Here is a 21,172-nt window from a genome sequence, read left to right as displayed (position 1 = left end):
TCCTACCGCGAGCTCACCGCCCTCACCGGGGCTCCCTACTCCTACCGCGAGCTCGCCACTCCCACCACGAGCTCACCGGGGTCATCGGGGTCACCGCGAGCGGAGGTCGCTGATCGGTGAGGTGCGGATGAAGGTCTCGGAGACACCGGCCAGGCGCAGCGCGTCCGGCCCGGACAGCCGCGCGCCCTCGCGGTGGGCGGCCTCGTACGGCGTCTCGCCCAGCGCGGCCCGTGCGGCGGCGGCCGTACGGGAGGCGTCGGGGTCGTCCTCGTCGGCGACTCCCCGCAGGGCGACGGCGGCGCCGAGCAGCAGGGCGGCCCCGGGGGCGTCCCCTTCGAGCAGGGCGATCCCCGCGAGGGCCTCGACCGGGCGGGCGCTCTCGGTGATCGCCCCCGTTTCCACCGCCACCTCGGCGGCCCGCCGGTGCAGGGCACGGGCCCCGGCGAGATCGCCGGAGAGCTCGGCGATCCTGCCGAGCCCGAGGAGCGCGCTCGTCCGGTTTCCCGCGCTCCGCACCCAGTGCGTCTCGAACCGGTCGAGCGCCTGCTCGTACAGCACGCGTGCCCCGGCCAGGTCGCCCTCCAGCCGCGCGATGTCGCCGAGGCCGCGCAGCGCCGCGGCGAGGTAGGTGGGGCTGCCCGCGTGGCGGGCGATCTCGGCGGCCCGCTCGTAGTCGGCGCGCGCCCGCCGGAGACCGGTGCCCGCGGGGTCCTTCCCGGTCCGGGAGGCCTGGACGCGGTAGTCGCCCCGGTTGCACAGCAGGTCGGGGATGTCCTCCAGGGCGCCGAGCCGCTCGGTGAGGTCGAGGGCCTCGTCGGTCAGGGTGATCGCCTTCCCGGGGTCGCCGCGCAGGGCCGCGAGACCGGCCAGCGCGTCCAGGGCGAGCGACGTCCCCCACCGGTCGCCCTGCGAGCGGAAGGCGTCGACGGCCGAGGTGAACTCGTCCTCGGCCCGCGCCAGGTCCCCGGCCGCGAGGTGCGGGTACCCCCACAGCAGGTGGACGACGGCCCTCTCCCAAGGGTCGGTCCCGGCCCGCCCGCGTTCGATCACCGCGAGGGCGACGCTCGAATCCTCCGCGCCGGAGTTGATCATCGGCCAGAGGAAGGTGACGACCGGGTGGCGGTGCGGACGGCCGGGGTCGACGACGACCGCCTCGGCCGTCGCCCGGTGGCGTTCCCACGCCTCCCGTCCGCTGCCACCGGCCGCCGCGACGAGGGCACAGAGCACGTACCCGTCGCCGAGTCCCGGTGGCGGGCTGTCGCCGATCACGTCCAGGAGCGCGACCGCCGGTGCCGTCGCCAGGGTCCGCATGCCGCGCATCCAGAAATACGGTGACAGGCAGGCGAACAGCCCGAGGGCGAGCTCGACCTCCCCCGCCTCGACGGTCCAGCGCAGCGCGGCCTGGAGGTTGGCGTGCTCCGCGCCGAGGACCTCCAGCCACCGGAGCTGCTCGGCCCGCCGAAGGTGGGGGTCCGCCTCCCGCGCCAGCTCCAGGAAGTGGTCCGCGTGCGCGCGCCGCAGGGCCTCGGCCTCCCTGGCCACCTCCAGCTGCTCGGCGCAGTAGGCGTGGATCGTGTCGAGCATCCGGTAGCGCCCGCCGCCCACCTCCACGAGGGACTTGTCGGCGAGGGAGTCCAGCACGTCCTCGGCGTCGGGCACCCCGCAGACCAGCGCCGCGGCCTCGGCGGTCGCGCCGCCGGAGAAGACCGTCAGGCGCCTCGCCATCACCTGCTCGGCCCCGGACAGCAGGTCCCAGCTCCACGCCACGACCGCGCGCAGCGTCCGGTGCCTGGCGTCGGCCGTACGGCTGCCGCGCGACAGCAGGCGGAAGCGGTCGTCCAGGCGGGCGGCGAGCTCCGGGAGCTCGTACGTGCGGGCCCTGGCCGCCGCGAGCTCGATGGCGAGCGGCAGGCCGTCGAGCTCGGCGCAGATCCGCCGTACGATCTCCGCCCCGGCCTCGTCCGGCGCGAAACCGGGGCGCACGGCCGAGGCCCGGTCGGCGAAGAGCCGCGCGGCGGGGGACGGGCCGAGCGGCCGGACCGGCCACAGGTTCTCGCCGGTGATGCCGAGCGGCTCCCGGCTCGTCGCCAGGACGCGCAGCTCCGGACATCCGGCGAGCAGCCGCGCGGCCAGGTCCGAGGCCGCCTCGACGACGTGCTCGCAGTTGTCGAGCACGAGCAGCAGCGGCCGGTCGGCCAGCGCCGCGAGCAGCCGGGAGACGGGCTCCGTCTCCTCGGGGCCGGTGAGCAGCCCGCTCTCGCGGAGACCGAGCGCGCCGAGCAGGGTCTGCGGCAGCTGCCGCCCGTCGCGCAGCGCCGCGAGCTCGACGAAGCAGACGTCCGGCAGCCTGCCCGCGACCTCGATCGAGAGCCTGGTCTTGCCCGCCCCGCCGGGGCCGAGCAGGGTGACCAGGCGGGCCGTCCCGAGCAGCCGGGTGACCTCGGCGAGGTCCTCGGCGCGGCCCACGAAGCTGGTCAGCTGCGCCGGTGGCGCGGGCGGCTCGTACGGCCGCTCACCCCTGAGCAGCTCCTGGTGGACGGCCGCGAGCTCGGCCGAGGGGTCCGCGCCGAGCTCGTCGGCGAGCAGCCGCCGCGTCTCCTCGAACACGAGCAGCGCCTCCGCCTGCCTGCCGCCCGCCCGCAGGGCGCGCATGAGGAGGCTCCTGAGCCTTTCCCGCAGCGGGTGCCGCGCGGTCAGCTCCTGCAGCTCGGGCACCGCGGCCCGGTGCTCGCCCCGCCGGAGGTCGGCCTCGATCCGGTCCTCCAGCGCGCCGAGCCTGCGCTCCTCCAGCCGCAGCACCAGGGCCTGTACGGAGGCGGCGTCCGCGGCGTCGGCGAGCGCGGGCCCCCGCCACAGGTCCAGGGCCCGCCGCAGCAGTACGGCCGCCTGCACCGGGTCGCCGCCGAGCAGGGCCCGGCGTCCCTCGTCGGAGAGCCGTTCGAAGCGGTGGGCGTCGAGGTCGGCGGGATCGATCGCGAGCCGGTACCCCGAGGGGACGGCCTCGATCTCGGCCTCGCGTCCCAGGACCTGGCGGAGCCGGGACACCTGCGACTGCAGGGCGTGCGCCGCCCCTCCCGGCGGCCGCGAGCCGTAGAGGTCGTCGATCAGGAGGTCGGCCGTCACCACCTCGCCGGCGCGGGCGAGCAGCAGGCCCAGCAGCGCCCGCCGGGCCGGGCCGCCGATGCGGACCTCGTCCCCGATGCCGGTGTCCTCGGTGTCCCCGATGTCCCCGGGGTCGGGGGCTTCGGTGACGTGGGAGGTGGCGCCGGGGGAGCCCCCGGAGGGGTTCTCGGCGCCGTCGTGCCATGCCCCTGTGTCGCCGTCGTGCCGTGCCCGTGTGGCGCCGTCGTGCCATGTCTTTGTGGCGCCGTCGTGCCATGCCCGTGTGGTGCCCAGGATCCCGAACCGCATGAGGGCAATTGTCTTCCCTCGCGCGGTCTCACGTCTTCACGTCCCACGCCCTCCCGGCGGGCCGCTCGCCGCCGGAGGCGGGGGGTGGGGAGGCGAGCGGTCACGCCTTGGCGGGTCCCGTCCCGTGGACGGCGTTCCCGCGATGGGAAACGCGCCCTGGCGGGCGTGGGGGACCCGCCAGGACGCGTTCCGCCCCGAGCGCTGCGGCGGAGGACCCCGGCGAGGGATGGGGTCCTCGGCCTGCTAGTCGCGCTCGGAGTCTGTGGCGGCGAGGGCGCGGACCGGGTGGTCCGTGTCCTCCTCCGAGAGGTCGTCGTCGGGGGCGGGCCGCCGGTAGTGCCGCGAGATGAGGCGGGCCGCTCCCACCGGGTCGTCGGCCGGGTGGGACGACTCGACGCCGTCCTCGTTCCAGACGAACAACCCGTTCTTGCACCAGACAGTCAGATCGGTCAGCACGGAGAGCACGGACATGCCGTTCCCGTTGCTCTGGTAGGTGTGCGTGAATCCCTGGCGGTGCAACGCGTAACGCAGTAAACGTGTTGCCTCGCGGGGATCGCGCCAGGGCAGGTACGGCGTATCCGTGCGGACCGACAGCACCGGCCTCCACCCCCTCGCTGACCTTTCGATGGATTTGTACCAACGATTGGATGATGCGGGTCTTGGGAGGTTGGGTCAAGGGGCTGTTCCCCGCTAGAACCAGATCGTCTAGTTTTGTTGGCACAAAGGGGACTTAATGGCACGGTCAACGCTGTATCAACAGGTGGCCTCCGACCTACGGAGGACCATCTACTCCGGTGCGCTCGGCCCGGGGGATCAGCTGCCGACCGAGGCGGAACTCATGCTCGTCCACCAGGTCAGCCGCAACACCGTACGGCTGGCCCTCGGCGAGCTCGTGAACGAGGGCCTGGTCACCCGCACCCCCCGCCGGGGCACCGTCGTCAGGGAACGCCGCCCGCTGCTCATGCACCCCCAGCGCGAGCTGCAGCCTCGGCGCGAGGAGACCCTGGAGGCCTTCGCCTGGGCCGTCTCCCGCGAGGGACGCGCGCCGAGCCAGGAGATCGAGGTCTCGATCGTGCAACCGGCCGAGGAGATCGCCAGCAGGCTGGAGCTCTCCGACGAGGAGCTCGCCGTGGTCCGCCGGAGGCTGCGCTTCGTGGACGGCCAGCCGTACAACACCAACGACTCCTACTTCCCCCTGGCCCTGGTCGCCGACTCCGAGATCACCCGCCCCGGCGACATCGTGCGCGGGGCCAACAAGGTCCTGGAGGAACTCGGCCACCGGCAGGTGCGGGTGGTCGACGACATCTGGGCGCGGATGCCCAACAGCGCCGAGACCGAGCGCCTCCAGCTCCAGCTCGGCACGCCTGTCGTCGTCTACATCCGGGTCGGTTACGACGAGGACGACACTCCCGTACGCGTGGCGGTGTCCGTCCTGCCCGCCGACAAGCACCTGATCCGGTACGAGCTGGAAAGCCGTTGACGTCTCCGTGACCGCCCTGACGGGCCGGCCCTCGTTCCGCCCGCGCCGCGGGCGAGCACCGGGCCGCGCCCGCCAGGCGGCTAGACGCCGCTCTCCCCGCTCTCCCTGCGCCTCCTGCTCCCTCTGCGGCTCCCGCTCTCCCTGCGGCTCCCGCTCTCCCTGCTCTCGCCGCTCCTCCCGCTTTCCCGCGCCTTTCGCCCCGGCGGGTCTCTCCCCGCCGTCCTCGGCGGCGTCCCTCGCCTCGATGGGGCTCTTCTCGCCGCCCCCGACGGCGCCTCCCGTTCCGGCGGGTCTTCTCCCGCCGCCTTCGGGGGCTTCTCCGCCTTCGAGGGCTCCTCTCGCTTCGGCGGGGTCTCTCCCGCCGTCCCCGGCCGCGCCTTTCGTCTCGGCGGGTCTCCTCCCGCCCTCCCCGCCGATCGCGGTCTTCCCGCTCGCCTCAGGCCCCTAGGCGATCCGCCTAGCCCGGCATGGACGCCGTGCGCCATCACATGGACACGTTCCGTGTCATCTCACGCACCGAACGCAACGAAGGGATGAACCATGCACTCGAACACCGCCAGTCCCACCGCCACGCGCCCGTTCACGCTGCGCAGGGCCACGGACGGTGACCTCGACGGGGTGCTCGCGCTCCTCGCCGAGGCCGCCGGGTGGCTGAACCGCCAGGGCGTACGGCAGTGGCCCGCCGACGGGTTCCCCGCCGGGCGCATCACCCCGCTGATCGGCGAGGGCGTCCTGTACCTGCTGGACAGGGAGGACGAGCCGGGCGGCCGTGAAGGGGAGGGCGGGCCCGTCGCCACCCTCGCCCTGGACGGCCACGCCGACCCCGAGTTCTGGACCCGGGGGGACGACCCCGGCTCGGCGCTCTACGTCCACAAGCTGGCCGTGGCGCGCGACCACGCGGGCATGGGGCTGGGGGAGGCGCTCCTCGACTGGGCGGGCCTGCGGGCCCTGGCCCTGGGAAAAAGATGGCTCAGGCTTGACTGCTCCAAGGACAACCCGAGGTTGCAGGGCTACTATCGGGGACAGCGTTTCGCGCATCTCCGTACGGTCGACCTGCCGCATCGCGCCTCCGGCGCCCTGTTCCAGCGGCCGGGGGGCCTGCGCGCCCGCCCGTCCGGCCTCGCGTTGCCCTTCTCGGACCGGCGCGGGTCGTCCGTCCCCGAGCATGTCTGAACCACGGCGATCCCAGGACAAAGCCATCCGATAGCCTCCATTCATGACCGGATCCTTGCTTGAGGTGATCACGCTCGACGTGCGCGACGCCGTCGCCGCGGAAGCGGGCGGCGCCGATCGCCTGGAGGTCGTCGCCGACATGGCCTCCGACGGGCTCACCCCGGCGGCGGAGACGGTCGCTGCGATCTCCAAGGAATGCGCGCTGCCGCAGATGGTGATGTTGCGCGGCGAGGCCTCGTTCCTGGCCACGCCCGAGTCGCTGAAGGCCCTGAGCCGCGACGCCAGGGCCCTCGCCGACGCGGGCGCGGCCGGGTTCGTGTTCGGTTTCCTCGACGAGGCGGGAGCGGTCGACCTGGCCGCCACCGAGGCGCTCATCCACGCGGTCGCGCCGCTGCCCTGGACCTTCCACCGGGCGGTGGACCACGCGGCCGACACCCAGGCGAGCTGGCGTGCCGTCCGGCTCCTGCCCAACCTCGCCACCGTGCTCACCTCGGGTGCGCCCGGTGGCGTGGCGGACGGGCTGCCGCTGCTCAAGACCCGGTGCGAGGCCGGCGACGGCCCGCTGATCATGGCGGGCGGCGGGCTGCGGCCCGGCCACGTCAGGGTGCTGATGGAGTACGGCGTGCGGGCCTTCCACGTCGGCAGCGCCGTAAGGGCGTCCTGGTCGGACCCGGTCGACGCCCGCCGGGTCCGCGAGTGGCGCGCCCTGATCGACTGAGGCCCCGGGGTCAGGCCGCCGGCTCCCCGGGGCCGGTGCCCAGCGCCAGGTCGGCGCGGCGGAGGGCGGTTGCCATGGTCTTGACCGTGGCGGGCTCGTCCATCACGCCCTCACCGGCGTCGCGGCGCTCCTCCCAGGCGCGCACCCGGTGGGCGTACTCCCCGTACCGGGACAGGTGGAAGGCGTAGACCGCCGCGTACCGGCTGACCAGGTGGGAGGGGTGCATGTCCCAGCCCTGGTAGAAGCCGTGGTTCAGGGAGCGCCCGACCAGCTCCGCGTGGCGCCGCCACAGGTCCCGCACGTCACGCCCGTCGTCCGAGGCGGGGGAGGCGGCCAGCGAGCCGTCCGACAGCTCCACCCCGGTCCCGGCGAAGACCGTCTGCATGACGTGCCTGGCGTGGTCGCAGGCGGGGTGGTCCAGCCGCTGCTCGTGCGGGGGGAGGCCGCAGCTCGCCGTGTAGTCGAAGACACCGAAGTGCGCCGCAGCCAGCCTCCCCCACAGGGAGGTCGTCAGGTCCGCGTGGAGGAACAGCACCGTCTGCGGCGCCTCCACCTGGATCTCGAACCGCAGCGTGTTCGGGCCGAGGCCCAGCCCGTCCTCCAGCGCGTCGAGGCAGTCGACGAACTGGTGCAGATACTCCCTCATAAGGACCTTGGGAAAGGTGACGACGAACCCTTCGGGCAGGCCCCCGGCTCGCTCGGCCACGCCGGTGAGGAAACCGTCCAGGGTCCTGACGGCGCGGACCGGGTCCCCGTCGGCGAACGACTTCACCCGCAGCCCCCAGCGCCGGGGAAGTGTCCCGGCCGCGTGCATGGCCGCGACCGCCTCGGCGGCGGCGGAGGCGTGGCCGTCCTCCTCCTCGGGACGCGTCCCGTAGCCGTCCTCGAAGTCGATCCGGAGGTCCTCGACGGGCTCCCGGGCGAGCTTGGCGGCCACCCTCCCGTGCACGGCCCCGGCGAGGTCCTCGCCCGCGCCGGAGGACACACCGGGAGTCGTGCCGAGGATCGCGGCCAGGTCGCCTTCGGACAGGTGCCGCCGGAACAGCTCCAGCGCGGCGTCACCCCACTCCCGCGTCGTCCCGGCGCCGAACCGGTCGGCCGGGACGTAGACCGTGTGCACGGGCTGCCACTCGACCGGCCGGTACGGGTACAGCGCGGACTGCTCGCGGTGGGTCTCCTCGAACCCCGGGATCAGGACGGACGGGTCGGCGAGCGTGACGCGCATGCTGGTTGCTCCTCCTGGACGTGCTGGGCGTGCTGGACGTGCTGGGCTTACGGGGGCCGGGCTGGGCGTGCTGGGGCCGGGCCTGGCTTACGGGGGTCGGGCCGGGCGCGCGGGTCCGGGTGGGCGCGGCTGTACGAGTCGGACGCGCTGGTCCGACCGGTCCTACCGGTCTTACCGGTTCGACCGGTCCGACTGGTCCGGCCGGTCCGACTGGTCCGGCCGGTCCGACTGGTCCGGCCGGACCCCAGGAGGTTTCCCGGCACTGGTCCCCGTGCGGCGGGTTCAGCCGGTCCCCGGGCCGCCTCCCGGGCGTGGTTCCCGATCGCAGGCGGTGAGCATCGCGGCGAGGCCGAGGAGCTTCACCCGTTCGCCCCGGTCGAGGGATCTGGCCAGGGCCGCCTCGGCCGCCTCGATGGCGAGCCAGTGCTCGTAGGTGATCGGCGACACCCCCCGGGCCGCGAGAAGGCCGTCGAGGTCCGCGCGGCGTACCGGATCGCGACCGGCCACGTCGGCGAGGAGGGTGCGGACCGTCTCGGCGGCGTCGGACTTGTTGGTGCCGATCACCCCGGTGGGGCCCCGCTTGAGCCAGCCCGCGACGTACTCGCGGTCGCGGACCCGGCCGGCCTCGTTCGGCACGGTCATGGTGGTCTCCGAGAAGGGGACGCCGGGCAGCGGCACGCTCTGGTAGCCGACCGAGCGCAGCACCATGCCGACGGGGAGGGTCTCGAACTCGCCGGTGCCGACGACCCGGCCGTCCACCAGCCGGGTGCGCTCCAGCTTGAGCGCCTCCACCCGCTCCTCGCCGATGATCTCCACCGGGCGCATCCAGAAACGCACGTCCAGCCGCCGGGGACGGCCCATGACGGCGCGGGTGGCCCAGCTCCGCAGGACCTCGACGTTCCCCCGGACCTGCCGGGACGCCGTCGTGACGTCCGCCACGCACTCCTCCGGCCGTACGCGCACGTCCGCGTTGGCCAGCTCGCCCAGCTCCCTGAGCTCCTTCAGGGTGAACTTGGCGTGCTCGGGCCCCCGGCGACCGATCATGTGGACGGTCTTCACCTCGCTGGCGGCCAGCCGGGTCAGCACCTCCTCGGGCACGTCCGTGGCACGCAGCTCCTCGGCCGTCTTGGCCAGGACGCGCACCACGTCGACCGCCACGTTGCCCACGCCGATCACCGCCACCTCGGGACTGTCGAGGACGAAGCGGTCGGCGGGCATGTCGGGGTGGCCGCAGTACCAGTTGACGAAGTCGGTGGCGGCCACGCTGCCCGGCAGGTCCTCGCCGGGGATGCCCATCCGCCGGTCCACCATCGCGCCGGTGCAGTAGACCACGGCGTCGTAGCAGTCGAGCAGGTCCTTGACGTCGACGTCCTTGCCCAGCTCGACACCGCCGAGGAACCGCACCTCGGGAAGCTCCAGCACGCCGCGCAGGTAGCCCGCTATCGACTTGATCGAGGTGTGGTCGGGGGCCACCCCGTAGCGCACCAGCCCGTACGGCGTCGGCAGGCGCTCCAGGACGTCCACCCTGAGAGGCACGGTGGCCTGTTTCGTCAGGGCCTCGGCGGTGTAGATCCCGGCGGGTCCTGACCCCACGATCGCGACTCGCAGTGACATGTCGCCTCCTCGGCGTTGGATGTCATGAACGCGATGCCCTGCTCGATTCTGTATCACCCAGGGGCAACCTGCCAGACTCACGCGCCGACATGATCGATTCGTCCGCCCAGGGGACGGCGGGCGCATCGATCAAGACGTCATCTGGTACCGACTGGGATATCACGTTTGTCGCCTTATTCGCTCGTCGAACAGGAGCGGGATCGCTGCGGCGCTCCGGCCTGTGATCACTCCTGCGTACGGGGCGCGGTCAGGTTCCGTGACCGAGAGGCCGGTGCCGACGGCGGTGAGGGCGAGAAACCGGGGTTTCGGTGCCGTCGGGCGAGGTGGTTCCCGGGTTCAGGTCGAGGCCCGGAGCGACTCTGATGCTCCGGCCGGTTCGGCTCGTCCCGTGGCGACCGAATCAGCACTTGCGGGGGCAAGCCCGGCGGATCACAGTTGGTTCTCGTGAGTTCAGGAGCGGAGAAGCGTCGCAAAGCGGGTGCCCGGCGTCCGAAGGACAGTCCGCTTCAGGACATGAGAGGACCACACCGAACAGGACGCATTCCCGGCTCTCCTGACACTCCCGATATATCCGACACCTCCGGTGAGGGCCGGTCATCGTGCGGGCTCCGGTACGAGGCGTTCGGCCGGGTGATGGCCGCGCTCGCGGGAGAGACGGAGCTCATGGAGTCCTGCCGCGACCTGACCTGGTGGCGCGGGGCCGACCACGGCTGGCACATCGAGTGGCGCGACGGCCCCGGCGCGGCCGACATCGCCGCCGTCCTGGCCAGGCACGTCCGCGATCCGGGCGGCCCCGGCACCCTGGTCACCCGCTCCGGTCCCGCCACGGCGGGGGACGCCACCCTGGACGTCATGGGCGTCCCGTTCGTCCTGCGCGCCGTCGATCCCGTGCACCGCGAGCGCTTCCGGGGCAGGGCCGGTCTGCGCCGCCTCGGCGAGGCGCTCGACACCACCCGCAGGACCACTTCCCGCCACCCCTGGGAGATCCTTCTCGGCGGCTGACACCCCGGGACGGCCGAGCCGCTGGCGCCGCGTCGCGGTATCGCGCGGGCCGCGCGGGCCACCGCCCCGGCGACGGAGAAGACCCACCCACCCGGGCGACTCCCATCCGGACGGCCCCACCCGAACGGACCGGCCACGGCGTACGGATACCCGGGTCCGAGCGGACCGGCCACGAACGTACGAACACCCGAGTCCGAACGGACCGGCCACGGGCGTACGGACACCCGGGAACGCTCGGCGGGAAAGGGGCGGACGGCGTCGCTGAGATCCGGCCGCCCCCCGGATGAAACACGGAAAAGGCTCGCCGCGACAGCTCGGCCGAACCCCCGTCCACTTCGTTGTTATCAAGCGCTCGCTTGCTTTGTAAACTTGACACGTTCGAGATGTTTCCGCAGGTCAGATACACTGCTGATAGCCACTAGCAAATGTGATCGGGGGATCAGTGGCTTTGGCAGAACGTAATTACACGCTTGACTTCGTCGCCGGAGACCGCCGGGATCGCGCCATTCTCCGGCACATCGTCCTCTCTCTTTTCGTGGGGATGCTCCTCGGGGGCGTCGGAGCGCTGCTGGCCTACGGACCCGAGCTGCTGTACGCGCTTTACAATCCGTACGCCTACCTCCTTTTCGTCGTCATCATGGGACGGACGGCGGCCGGCATCGGCTGGGCCGTCCTGTCCAGCGTGCTGGCCGCGTTCGGCCCGATCCTCTCGCTGCTGGTCGCCACGATCTTCGAGAAGAACGCCTGGCTCGTGAGCCTCGGCGACGACGGCGCCTCGATGAACCTCATGATCGCGAACCTCGTCGCCATCGGCGTCCTCTCCTACCTCGCCAAGCGCTACGACCGCTGGGGAGACATCGCGGCCGGCGGCGCGGCGGGGCTGGCCCTGTTCGACGGGATCGACAAGGTGATGCCCGGCGGGCCCGAGCACGTCTCCGGTTTCTGGCCGTGGGGCGTCGTGGTGGTGGTCGCGATCGCGCTGGGGATGCTGGTCTCGCTGGGACGCGGCTGCGACCGGGCCTGCTCCGCGCTGATCGCGCTCGTCCTCGGCGCCTCGTACTTCGTTTTCCTCACCGGTCTCTGAGGCCCCACCACCGGCGGCGGAAGCGGCCGACCGCAGACAATCGGCTTGCGAGACTCGATAGCCTGTAGGACACCGAACCTCGCTAGCTAGGAGTAGCCGTGCTGCTGCGCATGTCGTCGCTGTTTCTTCGAACGCTGAGGGACGACCCGGCAGATGCGGAAGTCCCGAGCCACAAGCTGCTCGTCCGCGCCGGCTACGTCCGCCGCGTCGCCCCCGGCGTCTACTCCTGGCTGCCGCTCGGCAAGACGGTCCTGGAGAACGTCACGCGCGTCGTGCGCGAGGAGATGAACCGGATGGGCGGCCAGGAGGTGCTCTTCCCCGCCCTGCTGCCCCGCGAATACTACGAGGCGACCGGCCGCTGGACCGAGTACGGCGACACGCTCTTCCGCCTCAAGGACCGCAAGGGGGCCGACTATCTCCTCGGTCCCACCCACGAGGAGATGTTCACCGACATGGTCAAGGGGGAGTACGCCTCCTACAAGGACTATCCGGTGACCCTCTACCAGATCCAGACCAAGTACCGCGACGAGGCCCGCCCCCGGGCCGGCATCCTGCGCGGGCGCGAGTTCATCATGAAGGACTCCTACTCCTTCGACCTCGACGACGACGGCCTCAAGCGCTCCTACGAGCGCCACCGCGAGACCTACGTCAAGACCTTCGACCGGCTCGGCATCTCGTACAAGATCTGCTTCGCCACGTCGGGGGCGATGGGCGGCTCGGCCTCCGAGGAGTTCCTCGCCCCCGCGGAGACCGGCGAGGACACCTTCGTGGCCTGCCACAACTGCGGCTACGCGGCCAACGCGGAGGCCGTCGTCACCACCGCGCCGCCCGCGATCACCGACGAGCGGCCCGCCGCGCGGGTCCTCGACACCCCCGACACCCCGACCATCGAGTCCCTGGTCGATCACGTCAACGAGCACCACGGCCTCGGCATCACCGCCGCCCAGACGCTCAAGAACATCGTGATCAAGGTGACCGTCCCCGGCTCGGGCAAGACCGAGACCCTGATCGTCGGCCTCCCCGGAGACCGCGAGGTCGACTTCAAGCGGCTGGAGGCCTCCCTCGCCCCCGGCGAGCCCGCCATCTTCGAGGCCGAGGACTTCGCGAAGCACCCCGGCCTGGTCCGCGGCTACATCGGTCCCCAGGTCCTCAAGGACCTCGGCATCCGCTACCTCGTCGACCCCCGCGTGGTCGACGGCAGCGCCTGGGTGACCGGCGCCAACGAGCCCGGCAAGCACGCCGCGGACGTCGTCGCCGGCCGTGACTTCGCCGCCGACGGCACCATCGAGGCCGCCGAGGTCCGCGCGGGCGACGCCTGCCCGGTCTGCGGCTCCGGCCTGTCCATCGACCGCGGCATCGAGATCGGCCACATCTTCCAGCTCGGCCGCAAGTACGCCGACGCCGCGAAGCTCGACGCCCTCGGCCCCGACGGCAAGCCGGTCCGCGTCACCATGGGCTCGTACGGCATCGGTGTCTCCCGGGCCGTGGCGGTGCTGGCCGAGCAGCGGCACGACGAGCTCGGCCTGGTCTGGCCCCGCGAGATCGCCCCCGCCGACGTCCACATCGTGGGCACCGGCAAGGACGGCCAGGTCGAGGCCGCCACCCGGATCGCCGAGGAGCTGGAGGGCCGCGGGCTGCGCGTCCTGGTCGACGACCGTCCCGGCGTCTCGCCCGGGGTGAAGTTCAAGGACGCGGAGCTGCTCGGCATGCCGACGATCCTGATCGTCGGCCGGGGGCTCACCCAGGGCGTCGCGGAGCTGCGCGACCGCGCCACCGGCGTCAAGGAGGAGATCCCGCTCGCCGAGGCCGTGGAGCGCGTCGTGGCGGCCTGCCAGGGATAGTCCCGGCCTCTCCAAAGGCGCGGGCGGCCAGGGATGGTCCCGGCCCGTCCAAAGGCGCGGCGGCCCCAAGGGCGGATCCGGGCCCGTCCAAAGGCGTGGCGGCCTGCCAGGGGTGATCCCGGCCCGTCCAAAGGCGGGGCGTCCGGAACACAACGAGAGCGGCCCACCCCCTCCAGGGGGTGGGCCGCTCTCTCACGTATATGGCCGTCAGTACGTCAGTGCGTCAGTAGTGGTAGTGCTGGTGGCGCCGGGAGCTCCGGCCGATCGCCTTGCCCACGTGGAACCCGCCCGGCAGGTTGACGGTCACGTATTTGCGACCGTCGGGGGTCCTGCTGACGTGGAATCGGCGATTGCCGAAACTGTGGCCCACCCCTCGCGGGGACAGGTCGATCCTGAAAGGACCGACTTTGATCGACTTTCTGTATCCCCAGCCCATTGCCTTCTCCCCGGACTCCCCGAAACCTCGCGTCGTGTCATGAGAACGAGCGGCGTTCGCGAACGGTTCCCGGGTGATGCCCATCAGCGACGGCTGCTGTTGCTGCTGAGCGTCTTGCGCCAGTGGAAGCCGCCGGGAAGGTTGACGCTCAGAGTGCGGCGCCCATCGGCCGTCTTGGTAACCCTGAATGCGCGGTTTCCCCAGCTGTGCCCCACTCCACCCCGCGAAAGGTTAAGACGGAACGGACCGAACTTCATGGATTTCCGGTATCCCCAGCCCATTACTTCCTCCTTAGGCGTATTTCGCGAGATCCAGCTACCCGGCAGACGTGGTGCAAACATGTTTGAAAGCGGGTTCGAATCACGGCTCGCGAATCCGGGCCCCTCGGGAAAGATCGTTTTCCGCATTGACCAGCCCGGTTCCGGCCCTTCCGCCGGAAGACGGTCGCCCGGGAAAAACGTCGGGAGACGTCACTGCGACGGGCTCACCGCGGGGGTGGCGGCGGGTGTGGGCGCGGGCGCGGTCCGGGGCGGCATGCCGGGGAAGGCCTCGATCTCGGGGCGCAGGCCGTAGGAGCGGACGGCGCACTCCTGCACGGCCAGGGCGGCCATCTCGCGCAGGCCCGGGTCCGCGGACGCCGCGAGCTCCAGATAGGCGCCGGTCACCCCCCGCTCGACCAGCACGGCCAGCTCCACCGCCTGCGCCGCGCCCGACGGCGTGACCGGGAGCTCGTAGGCCGCCTTCGGCTCGGCGGGCGTGCCGCCCGCCTCGATGATCATGGTGCGGAGCCGGTCGCGGCGGGCGCGGTGGGCGTTGTAGGCCGTCGTCATCGCCGCGCGCAGCCTGCCCGTGGCCCTGGCCGCGATGACCCCGTACGCGTACACGGCGGCGTGCTCGGCCGCCAGCGCCGTGCCGAGCCCCTGGTCGGCCCCGGCCCCGCTGCCCCCGGCCCTCGAAGCGCCTCTCACAGCGGCCTCGACAGGGCCAGGGCGTGCGCGGCCTCGCAGGCGCCGATGGAGGCGAGCAGCTGGGCGAGCGGGGGAGAGACCCCCTCGATCTGGCGGACGCGCAGCGCCGCGGCCCTGTGCTCCATGTTCCGCAGGGTCCGCACCGACGGGACAACCGGGGCCGCGCTCCCGGAGGGCGACGGGACGGGTGACGAGCTGGGCGAGGGAGCGGGGGCCGAAGCGGACGGCGCGGGCGGGAGGCGGCGGCGCAGCTCGGCGAGGTGGGCCTCGTGCCGCTGCCTGAAGGGCTCCAGACGGGCCGAGGCCGCGGAGGCGTACAGGGCGACGGTCCGCTCCTTGCCCGCGATCAGCTCACGCAGGAGCACGGTCTCGGGGTCGGGCGGCGCGGCGGCGGGAGGAACCCGCTCCTCGGCGGCGCATCCCGTGACCGTCACGGCCGCGACCCCGAGAGCGCCGCCCCTCAGCAGGGCGCGCCGGGAGACGGAACGCACGACGACCTCCGGTTCTGTGTCGGCAGCTGACGCACTTAGCATCGTACGGGCTTGGAATAATGGCACTCACCTCGCTTCTCGGGCGGCTCCGCCACACCGAGTGGCGCTGTTTCCACGCCCTGGTGTGGATAGGCTGGTTAATCGCATGGGCGAGGTCCGCCCGGCTGAGATCGTGACAATGGGAGGTCGGCATGGGCAGCGCCACATCCCGCGACCGCCTGATAGAGCTTCTGGAACCTGTCGTCGGAGCCGAAGGGCTCGACTTGGAGGACGTCACGGTCACCCCCGCGGGCAAGCGGCGGCTGCTGCGTGTCGTGGTCGACCGTGACGGGGGCGTGAGCCTCGACGACGTCGCCGAGGTCAGCCACGCCGTCTCCGCGACGCTGGACGCCGACGAGGCGATGGGGGCCACCCCGTACGTGCTGGAGGTCTCCTCCCCGGGGGTCGACCGCCCCCTCACCGAGCCGCGCCACTGGCGCCGCGCGGTGAAGAGGCTGGTCAAGGCCGACCTGAGGGACGGCAGCGCCGTGGAGGGCCGGATCGTCGCCACCGACGAGACCGGCGTGGAGCTGGACGTCGACGGCGCGCCGCGCCGCATCGACTATGAGGACCTGACCCGAGGACGGGTGCAGGTGGAATTCCGCCGGCTCGACGACGCCGAAGACGACGGCGAAGACGGCGACGAGGGCTAAGGGGGAAGCCTCGTGGACATCGACATGAGCGTCCTGCGCAGCCTGGAGCGGGAGAAGGACATCTCCTTCGACCTGGTCGTCAAGGCGATCGAGGACGCGCTGCTGATCGCATATTTCCGGAGCGAGGGCGCGGCGGCCAAGGCGCGCGCCGAGCTCGACCGCAAGTCCGGGCACGTGACCATCTTCGCCGCCGAGCTCGACGACGAGAGCGGGGAGGTGCTCAGGGAGTTCGACGACACCCCGGGCAACTTCAGCCGCATCGCCGCGACCACCGCCAAGCAGGTCATCCTGCAGCAGCTGCGCGACGCCGAGGACGAGATCAACTTCGGCGAGTTCGCCAGCCGCGAGGGTGAGCTGGTGGCGGGAGTCATCCAGCAGGGCAAGGACCCGCGGGTGGTCCTGGTCGACCTGGGCAAGATCGAGGCGGTGCTGCCGCACAGCGAGCAGGTCCCGGGCGAGGAGTACGTCCACGGCGACCGCATCCGCTGCTACGTCGTGCAGGTCAAGAAGGGCCACAAGGGCCCCTCGGTGACCCTGTCGCGCACCCACCCCGGCCTGGTGAAGAAGCTCTTCGCGCTGGAGGTGCCCGAGATCGCCGACGGCACGGTCGAGATCGCCGCCGTCGCCCGCGAGGCCGGTCATCGCACCAAGCTCGCGGTCAGGTCGCGCCGCCCGGGAGTGAACGCCAAGGGCGCCTGCATCGGCCCGATGGGCTCGCGGGTACGCAACGTGATGACGGAGCTGCACGGCGAGAAGATCGACATCATCGACTGGTCGGAGGATCCCGCGGACTTCGTGGGGAATGCCCTGTCTCCGGCCCGTGTTTCCCACGTAGAGGTGATCGACTTCGACGGCCGCGCCGCGCGCGTGACCGTGCCGGACTACCAGCTCTCCCTCGCCATCGGCAAGGAGGGGCAGAACGCCCGGCTGGCCGCCCGCCTCACCGGCTGGCGGATCGACATCCGTCCCGACACCCAGCCGGGGGACGCGGCCGGTCCCGCAGATGCGCCCACACGGTAAGCTGGAATATGGTGGCCAGGCTGCCCCACTGAGAACATGTGTGGGGTGCCGGGTTCGCACGGTTTCCTCCGAGCTGCTCCGCCTGGTGGTGGTCGAGGGCGTTATCGTCCCTGACCTGCGAAGACGGCTCCAAGGTCGTGGTGCTTCACTGCATCCCACCTTGAGCTGTCTCGAACTCGCAGAGCGTCGCCGAGCGTTTCCGCGTGCTTTTCGCGTCGCGGATCCGCTCGACCTGTCGCGGCTGCGTGGCCACCTGGAAGAGCGACACGCTGAAAGGATCGGGTGAAATGGTTACCGACTGTCATGTAGGACGCCGATTTGATGGGCTGGTCAGATAGCTATGAGCGCCTGATGAGCATGCGGCGATGAGTACGTCAACGTAACGACGGTCCGGCGGCACCGCCTCCCGGGCCGAGACAAGGGAGTGCAGTGGCGAAGGTCCGGGTATACGAGCTCGCCAAGGAGTTCGGTGTGGAGAGCAAGGTCGTCATGGCCAAGCTCCAGGAGATGGGCGAGTTCGTGCGTTCGGCGTCCTCGACTATCGAAGCACCGGTAGTCCGCAGGCTCACGGAAGCTTTGGGCGGCCCCAGTAAGGGCTCGTCCGACAGGGGCAGAGGCCCCAGGCCGCCTCAGGCGGCACCTCGGCCGGGAGACGGCCAGCCAAACGGCGCCCCCGCGGCGTCGACATCCATCCCCAAGCCGGGACCGGCCCCCAGGCCGGGTCCTCGTCCGGGGCCCGCACCGGCTCGTCCCGCGGCCCCCGCGCCGCAGGCGGCCCCGCCGGTCGTCCCCCCGGCTCCGCCGGTCCAGCCCCCGCAGCCGCCGCGTCAGCAGCCGCCGCAGGTGCAGGCCCCGCGGTTCGAGGCACCCCGCACCGACAGCGGCCGCCCGGCGGCCTCCGGCCCCGGCCCCAAGCCGGGTCCCAGGCCCGCTCCGCGTCCGGGTCCCGCCCAGCGCCCCGAGGCGCGTCCCGAGGGCGGTCGTCCCGCGGGCGGTCCGGGCGGAGCGCCTTCGGGCCCCAGGCCCGGTGCCGGTGCCCCCGGTGCCGGTGCGCCCAAGCCCGGCCCGCGTCCGGGCCCGCGTGGCCCGCGCCCCGGCAACAACCCGTTCTCGTCGAACGCCAGCGGCATGGGCCAGGCCCGTCCGCCGCGCGCCGGCGGCCCCGGTGGTCCCGGTGGCCCCGGCCGTGACGGCGGTCCCGGCGACAGGGGCCCGCGTCCCGGTCCCCGCGAGGACCGCGGTCCTCGCCAGGACCGCGACAACGCCGGTCCCCGTCCGCCCGGCGCCCGTTCCGGCCCGCCCGGATCGGGTGGCCCGCGTCCGGGTCCCGGTGCCGGTGGCCCGCGTCCCGGCGGCGGTGCGGGTGGCCCCGGCGGCCCGCGTCCCGGTGGTCCGCGTCCCAGCCCGATGATGATGCCCCAGGGCCGGCCCGCCGGTCCCGGTGGCGGCGGTGGCGGTGCGGGCCGTCCCGGTGGCGGTGCGGGCGCCGGTCGTCCCGGTGGCGGCGCCGGCCGTCCCGGCGGTGGCGGCGGTCGTCCCGGTGGCGGCGGCGGTTTCGCCGGTCGCCCGGGTGGCGGTGGCGGCGCTGGCCGTCCCGGCACCGGAACCGGTGGTCCCGGTGGCGGTGGCGGCGGTTTCGCCGGTCGTCCCGGCGGCGGTGGCCGTGGTCGCGGTGGAGGCACCGCGGGCGCGTTCGGCCGTCCCGGAGGACGCCCGACCCGCGGTCGCAAGTCCAAGCGCCAGCGGCGTCAAGAGTTCGACAACATGCAGGCCCCGGCGATCGGCGGCGTGCAGGCCCCCCGCGGCAACGGGCAGACGATCCGCCTGTCGCGCGGCGCCTCCCTGTCGGACTTCGCCGACAAGATCGGCGCGATCCCGGCGTCCCTGGTGCAGATCATGCTGCACCTCGGCGAGATGGTGACCGCCACGCAGTCGGTCAACGAGGAGACGCTCCAGCTCCTGGCCGCCGAGCTCGACTACAACCTGCTTGTGGTCAGCCCGGAGGAGGAGGACCGCGAGCTCCTGGAGACCTTCGACATCGAGTTCGGCGAGGACGAGGGCGACGAGTCCGACCTGGTCGCGCGCCCGCCGGTGGTGACCGTCATGGGTCACGTCGACCACGGTAAGACCAAGCTGCTCGACGCCATCCGCAACACCAACGAGGTGGCGCGGGAGGCCGGCGGCATCACCCAGCACATCGGCGCCTACCAGATCGCCACCGTGCACGAGGGTGAGGACCGCAAGATCACCTTCATCGACACCCCGGGTCACGAGGCGTTCACCGCCATGCGTGCCCGCGGTGCCAAGGTGACCGACATCGCCGTCCTGGTCGTCGCGGCCGACGACGGCGTGAAGCCGCAGACCGTCGAGGCGCTCAACCACGCCCAGGCGGCCGACGTGCCGATCGTCGTCGCGGTCAACAAGGTCGACAAGGAGGGCGCCGACCCGGGCAAGGTCCGGGCCCAGCTCACCGAGTACGGCCTCGTCGCCGAGGAGTACGGCGGCACCACGATGTTCGTCGACATCTCCGCCAAGAACGGGATCGGCATCGAGCAGCTGCTCGAGGCCATCCTGCTCACCGCGGACGCCGAGCTCGACCTTCGGGCGAACGCCACGATGGACGCCCAGGGCGTCGCCATCGAGGCGCACCTCGACAAGGGCCGCGGCCCGGTCGCGACCGTGCTGGTCCAGCGCGGCACGCTCCGCGTCGGCGACTCGATCGTCTGTGGCGAGGCCTTCGGCCGCGTCCGGGCGATGCTCGACGACAACGGCGACTCGATCCCCGAGGCCGACCCGTCCCGTCCGGTGCAGGTCCTGGGTCTGACCGCGACGCCGGGGGCCGGTGACAACTTCATCGTCGTCACCGACGACCGGATGGCGCGCCAGATCGCCCAGCAGCGCGCCGCGCGCAAGCGCATCGCGGACATGGCCAAGTCCGGCCGCCGCCGCACCCTCGAAGAGCTCTTCAGCGAGATGGAGAAGGGCCAGGTCGACGAGCTCAAGCTCATCATCAAGGGTGACGTCTCCGGTTCCGTCGAGGCCCTGGAGGACGCGCTGCTCAAGATCGACGTCGGCGACGAGGTGCGCCTGCGGGTGCTCCACCGCGCCGTCGGTGCGATCACCGAGTACGACGTCAACCTGGCGGTCGCCGACGACAACGCCGTCATCATCGGCTTCAACGTGCGTCCCGAGGTCAGGGCGCGCGATCTGGCCGAGCGCGAGGGCGTCGACATCCGCTACTACTCGGTCATCTACCAGGCGATCGAGGAGATCGAGGCGGCCCTCAAGGGCATGCTCAAGCCGGAGTTCGAAGAGGTCCAGATGGGCACCGCCGAAGTCCGCGAGGTCTTCAAGGTGCCGAAGATCGGCAACATCGCCGGTGCTCTGGTCCGCTCGGGCACGATCGTCCGCAACAGCAAGGCCCGGATCATCCGCGGCGGGGTCGTCATCTCCGACAACCTCACCGTCTCCTCGCTGCGCCGGTTCAAGGACGACGCGACCGAGGTCCGTGAAGGGTTCGAGTGCGGTATCGGTGTCGGCTACAGCGACATCAAGATCGATGACGTCATCGAGACCTTCGAGATGCGGGAGAAGCCGCGAGCCTGATGCCTCGACAGGCAAAGGAACCGTTCCATCGGCCGTGCCCCTCGGGGCGCGGCCGGTGGGCGGGGCCCGCGCCCCGTGGCATGGGTGACAACCGTGGCGAGTGACCCACTATGTATGTAGGTGCCCTGACATTGGACATCCTGCTCGGCGACGTCCACTCGCTGAAGCAGAAGCGCTCGGTGGTGCGTCCCATCGTCGCCGAGGTGCAGCGACGGTTCCCGGGTGTGGCCGTCGCGGAGACCGGCCATCTTGACCTGCACCGCCGTACCGAGATCGGGATCGCGGTCGTCTCCTCCACCGCCGCCAACTGCGGCGCGGTGCTGGACGACTGCGAGCGACTGATCGCCTTCCACCCGGAGATCGAGCTGCTGTCCGCCAGGCACCGGCTCTACAACGAGGACGAGGACTAGA

Annotated in this window: 19 protein-coding genes; 11 read left to right on the top strand and 8 right to left on the bottom strand. The window is 72.2% G+C overall.

Features of this window, described 5'->3' with window-relative positions:
- Positions 1-90: 90 nt before the first annotated feature.
- A complete protein-coding gene (locus ABT053_RS28140) occupies positions 91-3,411 on the bottom strand; it encodes an AfsR/SARP family transcriptional regulator (protein WP_350972821.1) in 3,321 nt (1,106 codons plus the stop codon).
- A gap of 243 nt (positions 3,412-3,654) precedes the next feature.
- Positions 3,655-3,930: a hypothetical protein gene (locus tag ABT053_RS28135; protein WP_350972818.1), complete on the bottom strand. Its 276-nt coding sequence runs from the start codon at positions 3,928-3,930 to the stop codon at positions 3,655-3,657.
- A gap of 214 nt (positions 3,931-4,144) precedes the next feature.
- Here ABT053_RS28135 and ABT053_RS28130 point away from each other — a divergent pair, with 214 nt between their 5' ends.
- The 3 genes from ABT053_RS28130 (at position 4,145) to ABT053_RS28120 (ending at position 6,782) form a co-directional block, all read left to right on the top strand.
- The gene (locus ABT053_RS28130; RefSeq protein ID WP_350972816.1) at positions 4,145-4,891 is read left to right on the top strand and encodes a GntR family transcriptional regulator; all 747 of its coding nucleotides are present in this window, start codon (positions 4,145-4,147) and stop codon (positions 4,889-4,891) included.
- A gap of 540 nt (positions 4,892-5,431) precedes the next feature.
- The gene (locus ABT053_RS28125) at positions 5,432-6,064 is read left to right on the top strand and encodes a GNAT family N-acetyltransferase (RefSeq protein WP_350972813.1); all 633 of its coding nucleotides are present in this window, start codon (positions 5,432-5,434) and stop codon (positions 6,062-6,064) included.
- 43 nt (positions 6,065-6,107) lie between these two features.
- Positions 6,108-6,782: a copper homeostasis protein CutC gene (locus ABT053_RS28120; protein ID WP_350972811.1), complete on the top strand. Its 675-nt coding sequence runs from the start codon at positions 6,108-6,110 to the stop codon at positions 6,780-6,782.
- Positions 6,783-6,792: 10 nt separating this feature from the next.
- Here ABT053_RS28120 and ABT053_RS28115 read toward each other — a convergent pair whose 3' ends face one another.
- Positions 6,793-8,007: a DUF6986 family protein gene (locus tag ABT053_RS28115; RefSeq protein ID WP_350972808.1), complete on the bottom strand. Its 1,215-nt coding sequence runs from the start codon at positions 8,005-8,007 to the stop codon at positions 6,793-6,795.
- 282 nt (positions 8,008-8,289) lie between these two features.
- The gene (locus ABT053_RS28110) at positions 8,290-9,621 is read right to left on the bottom strand and encodes an FAD-dependent oxidoreductase (protein ID WP_350972806.1); all 1,332 of its coding nucleotides are present in this window, start codon (positions 9,619-9,621) and stop codon (positions 8,290-8,292) included.
- Positions 9,622-10,134: 513 nt separating this feature from the next.
- Between ABT053_RS28110 and ABT053_RS28105 the strand changes: the two genes are divergently transcribed.
- The 3 genes from ABT053_RS28105 to ABT053_RS28095 all read left to right on the top strand — a co-directional run bounded on the left by ABT053_RS28105 (position 10,135) and on the right by ABT053_RS28095 (position 13,548).
- Positions 10,135-10,623: a hypothetical protein gene (locus ABT053_RS28105; RefSeq protein ID WP_350972804.1), complete on the top strand. Its 489-nt coding sequence runs from the start codon at positions 10,135-10,137 to the stop codon at positions 10,621-10,623.
- Between the two features lie 448 nt (positions 10,624-11,071).
- Positions 11,072-11,707 carry a hypothetical protein gene (locus ABT053_RS28100; RefSeq protein ID WP_350972802.1) on the top strand — a complete coding sequence of 212 codons (636 nt, stop codon included), beginning with the start codon at positions 11,072-11,074 and terminating at the stop codon, positions 11,705-11,707.
- Positions 11,708-11,805: 98 nt separating this feature from the next.
- On the top strand, positions 11,806-13,548 hold the full coding sequence (locus ABT053_RS28095) for a proline--tRNA ligase (protein ID WP_350972799.1): 1,743 nt from the start codon (positions 11,806-11,808) through the stop codon (positions 13,546-13,548).
- 223 nt (positions 13,549-13,771) lie between these two features.
- Here the strand turns inward: ABT053_RS28095 and ABT053_RS28090 are convergent, their stop codons facing one another.
- From ABT053_RS28090 to ABT053_RS28075, 4 genes are all read right to left on the bottom strand, one after another.
- Positions 13,772-13,984 carry a DUF4236 domain-containing protein gene (locus ABT053_RS28090; protein ID WP_350972796.1) on the bottom strand — a complete coding sequence of 71 codons (213 nt, stop codon included), beginning with the start codon at positions 13,982-13,984 and terminating at the stop codon, positions 13,772-13,774.
- A gap of 83 nt (positions 13,985-14,067) precedes the next feature.
- Entirely contained in the window at positions 14,068-14,265 is a 198-nt protein-coding gene (locus ABT053_RS28085; RefSeq protein WP_350972795.1) for a DUF4236 domain-containing protein, read from the bottom strand.
- Between the two features lie 189 nt (positions 14,266-14,454).
- Positions 14,455-14,952 (bottom strand): ferritin-like domain-containing protein, encoded by a 498-nt coding sequence (locus ABT053_RS28080; RefSeq protein WP_350972793.1) that lies wholly within the window; start codon positions 14,950-14,952, stop codon positions 14,455-14,457.
- Positions 14,949-15,443, bottom strand: coding sequence for a hypothetical protein (locus ABT053_RS28075; RefSeq protein ID WP_350972791.1), 495 nt, complete (start codon positions 15,441-15,443; stop codon positions 14,949-14,951). Before ABT053_RS28075 ends, ABT053_RS28080 begins: the two co-directional genes overlap by 4 nt.
- 191 nt (positions 15,444-15,634) lie before the next feature.
- Here ABT053_RS28075 and rimP point away from each other — a divergent pair, with 191 nt between their 5' ends.
- From rimP to ABT053_RS28050, 5 genes are all read left to right on the top strand, one after another.
- Complete coding sequence (rimP, locus tag ABT053_RS28070; protein WP_350972788.1) at positions 15,635-16,135, top strand: ribosome maturation factor RimP; 501 nt, start codon at positions 15,635-15,637, stop codon at positions 16,133-16,135.
- A 24-nt stretch (positions 16,136-16,159) separates the two neighbouring features.
- On the top strand, positions 16,160-17,155 hold the full coding sequence (nusA, locus tag ABT053_RS28065) for a transcription termination factor NusA (RefSeq protein ID WP_350972934.1): 996 nt from the start codon (positions 16,160-16,162) through the stop codon (positions 17,153-17,155).
- Positions 17,139-17,441: a YlxR family protein gene (locus ABT053_RS28060; RefSeq protein ID WP_350972787.1), complete on the top strand. Its 303-nt coding sequence runs from the start codon at positions 17,139-17,141 to the stop codon at positions 17,439-17,441. Before nusA ends, ABT053_RS28060 begins: the two co-directional genes overlap by 17 nt.
- A 143-nt stretch (positions 17,442-17,584) precedes the next feature.
- On the top strand, positions 17,585-20,761 hold the full coding sequence (gene infB / locus ABT053_RS28055; RefSeq protein WP_350972785.1) for a translation initiation factor IF-2: 3,177 nt from the start codon (positions 17,585-17,587) through the stop codon (positions 20,759-20,761).
- Between the two features lie 110 nt (positions 20,762-20,871).
- Positions 20,872-21,171, top strand: a complete 300-nt coding sequence (locus tag ABT053_RS28050) for a DUF503 domain-containing protein (RefSeq protein WP_329091737.1) — start codon at positions 20,872-20,874, stop codon at positions 21,169-21,171.
- Position 21,172: the final 1 nt, after the last annotated feature.

The sequence above is a fragment of the Streptosporangium sp. NPDC002524 genome, assembly GCF_040295985.1.
Classification (GTDB): Bacteria; Actinomycetota; Actinomycetes; order Streptosporangiales; family Streptosporangiaceae; genus Streptosporangium.
The sequence above is the reverse complement of the archived record's forward strand: the minus strand, read 5'-3'. Positions and strand labels throughout refer to the sequence as shown.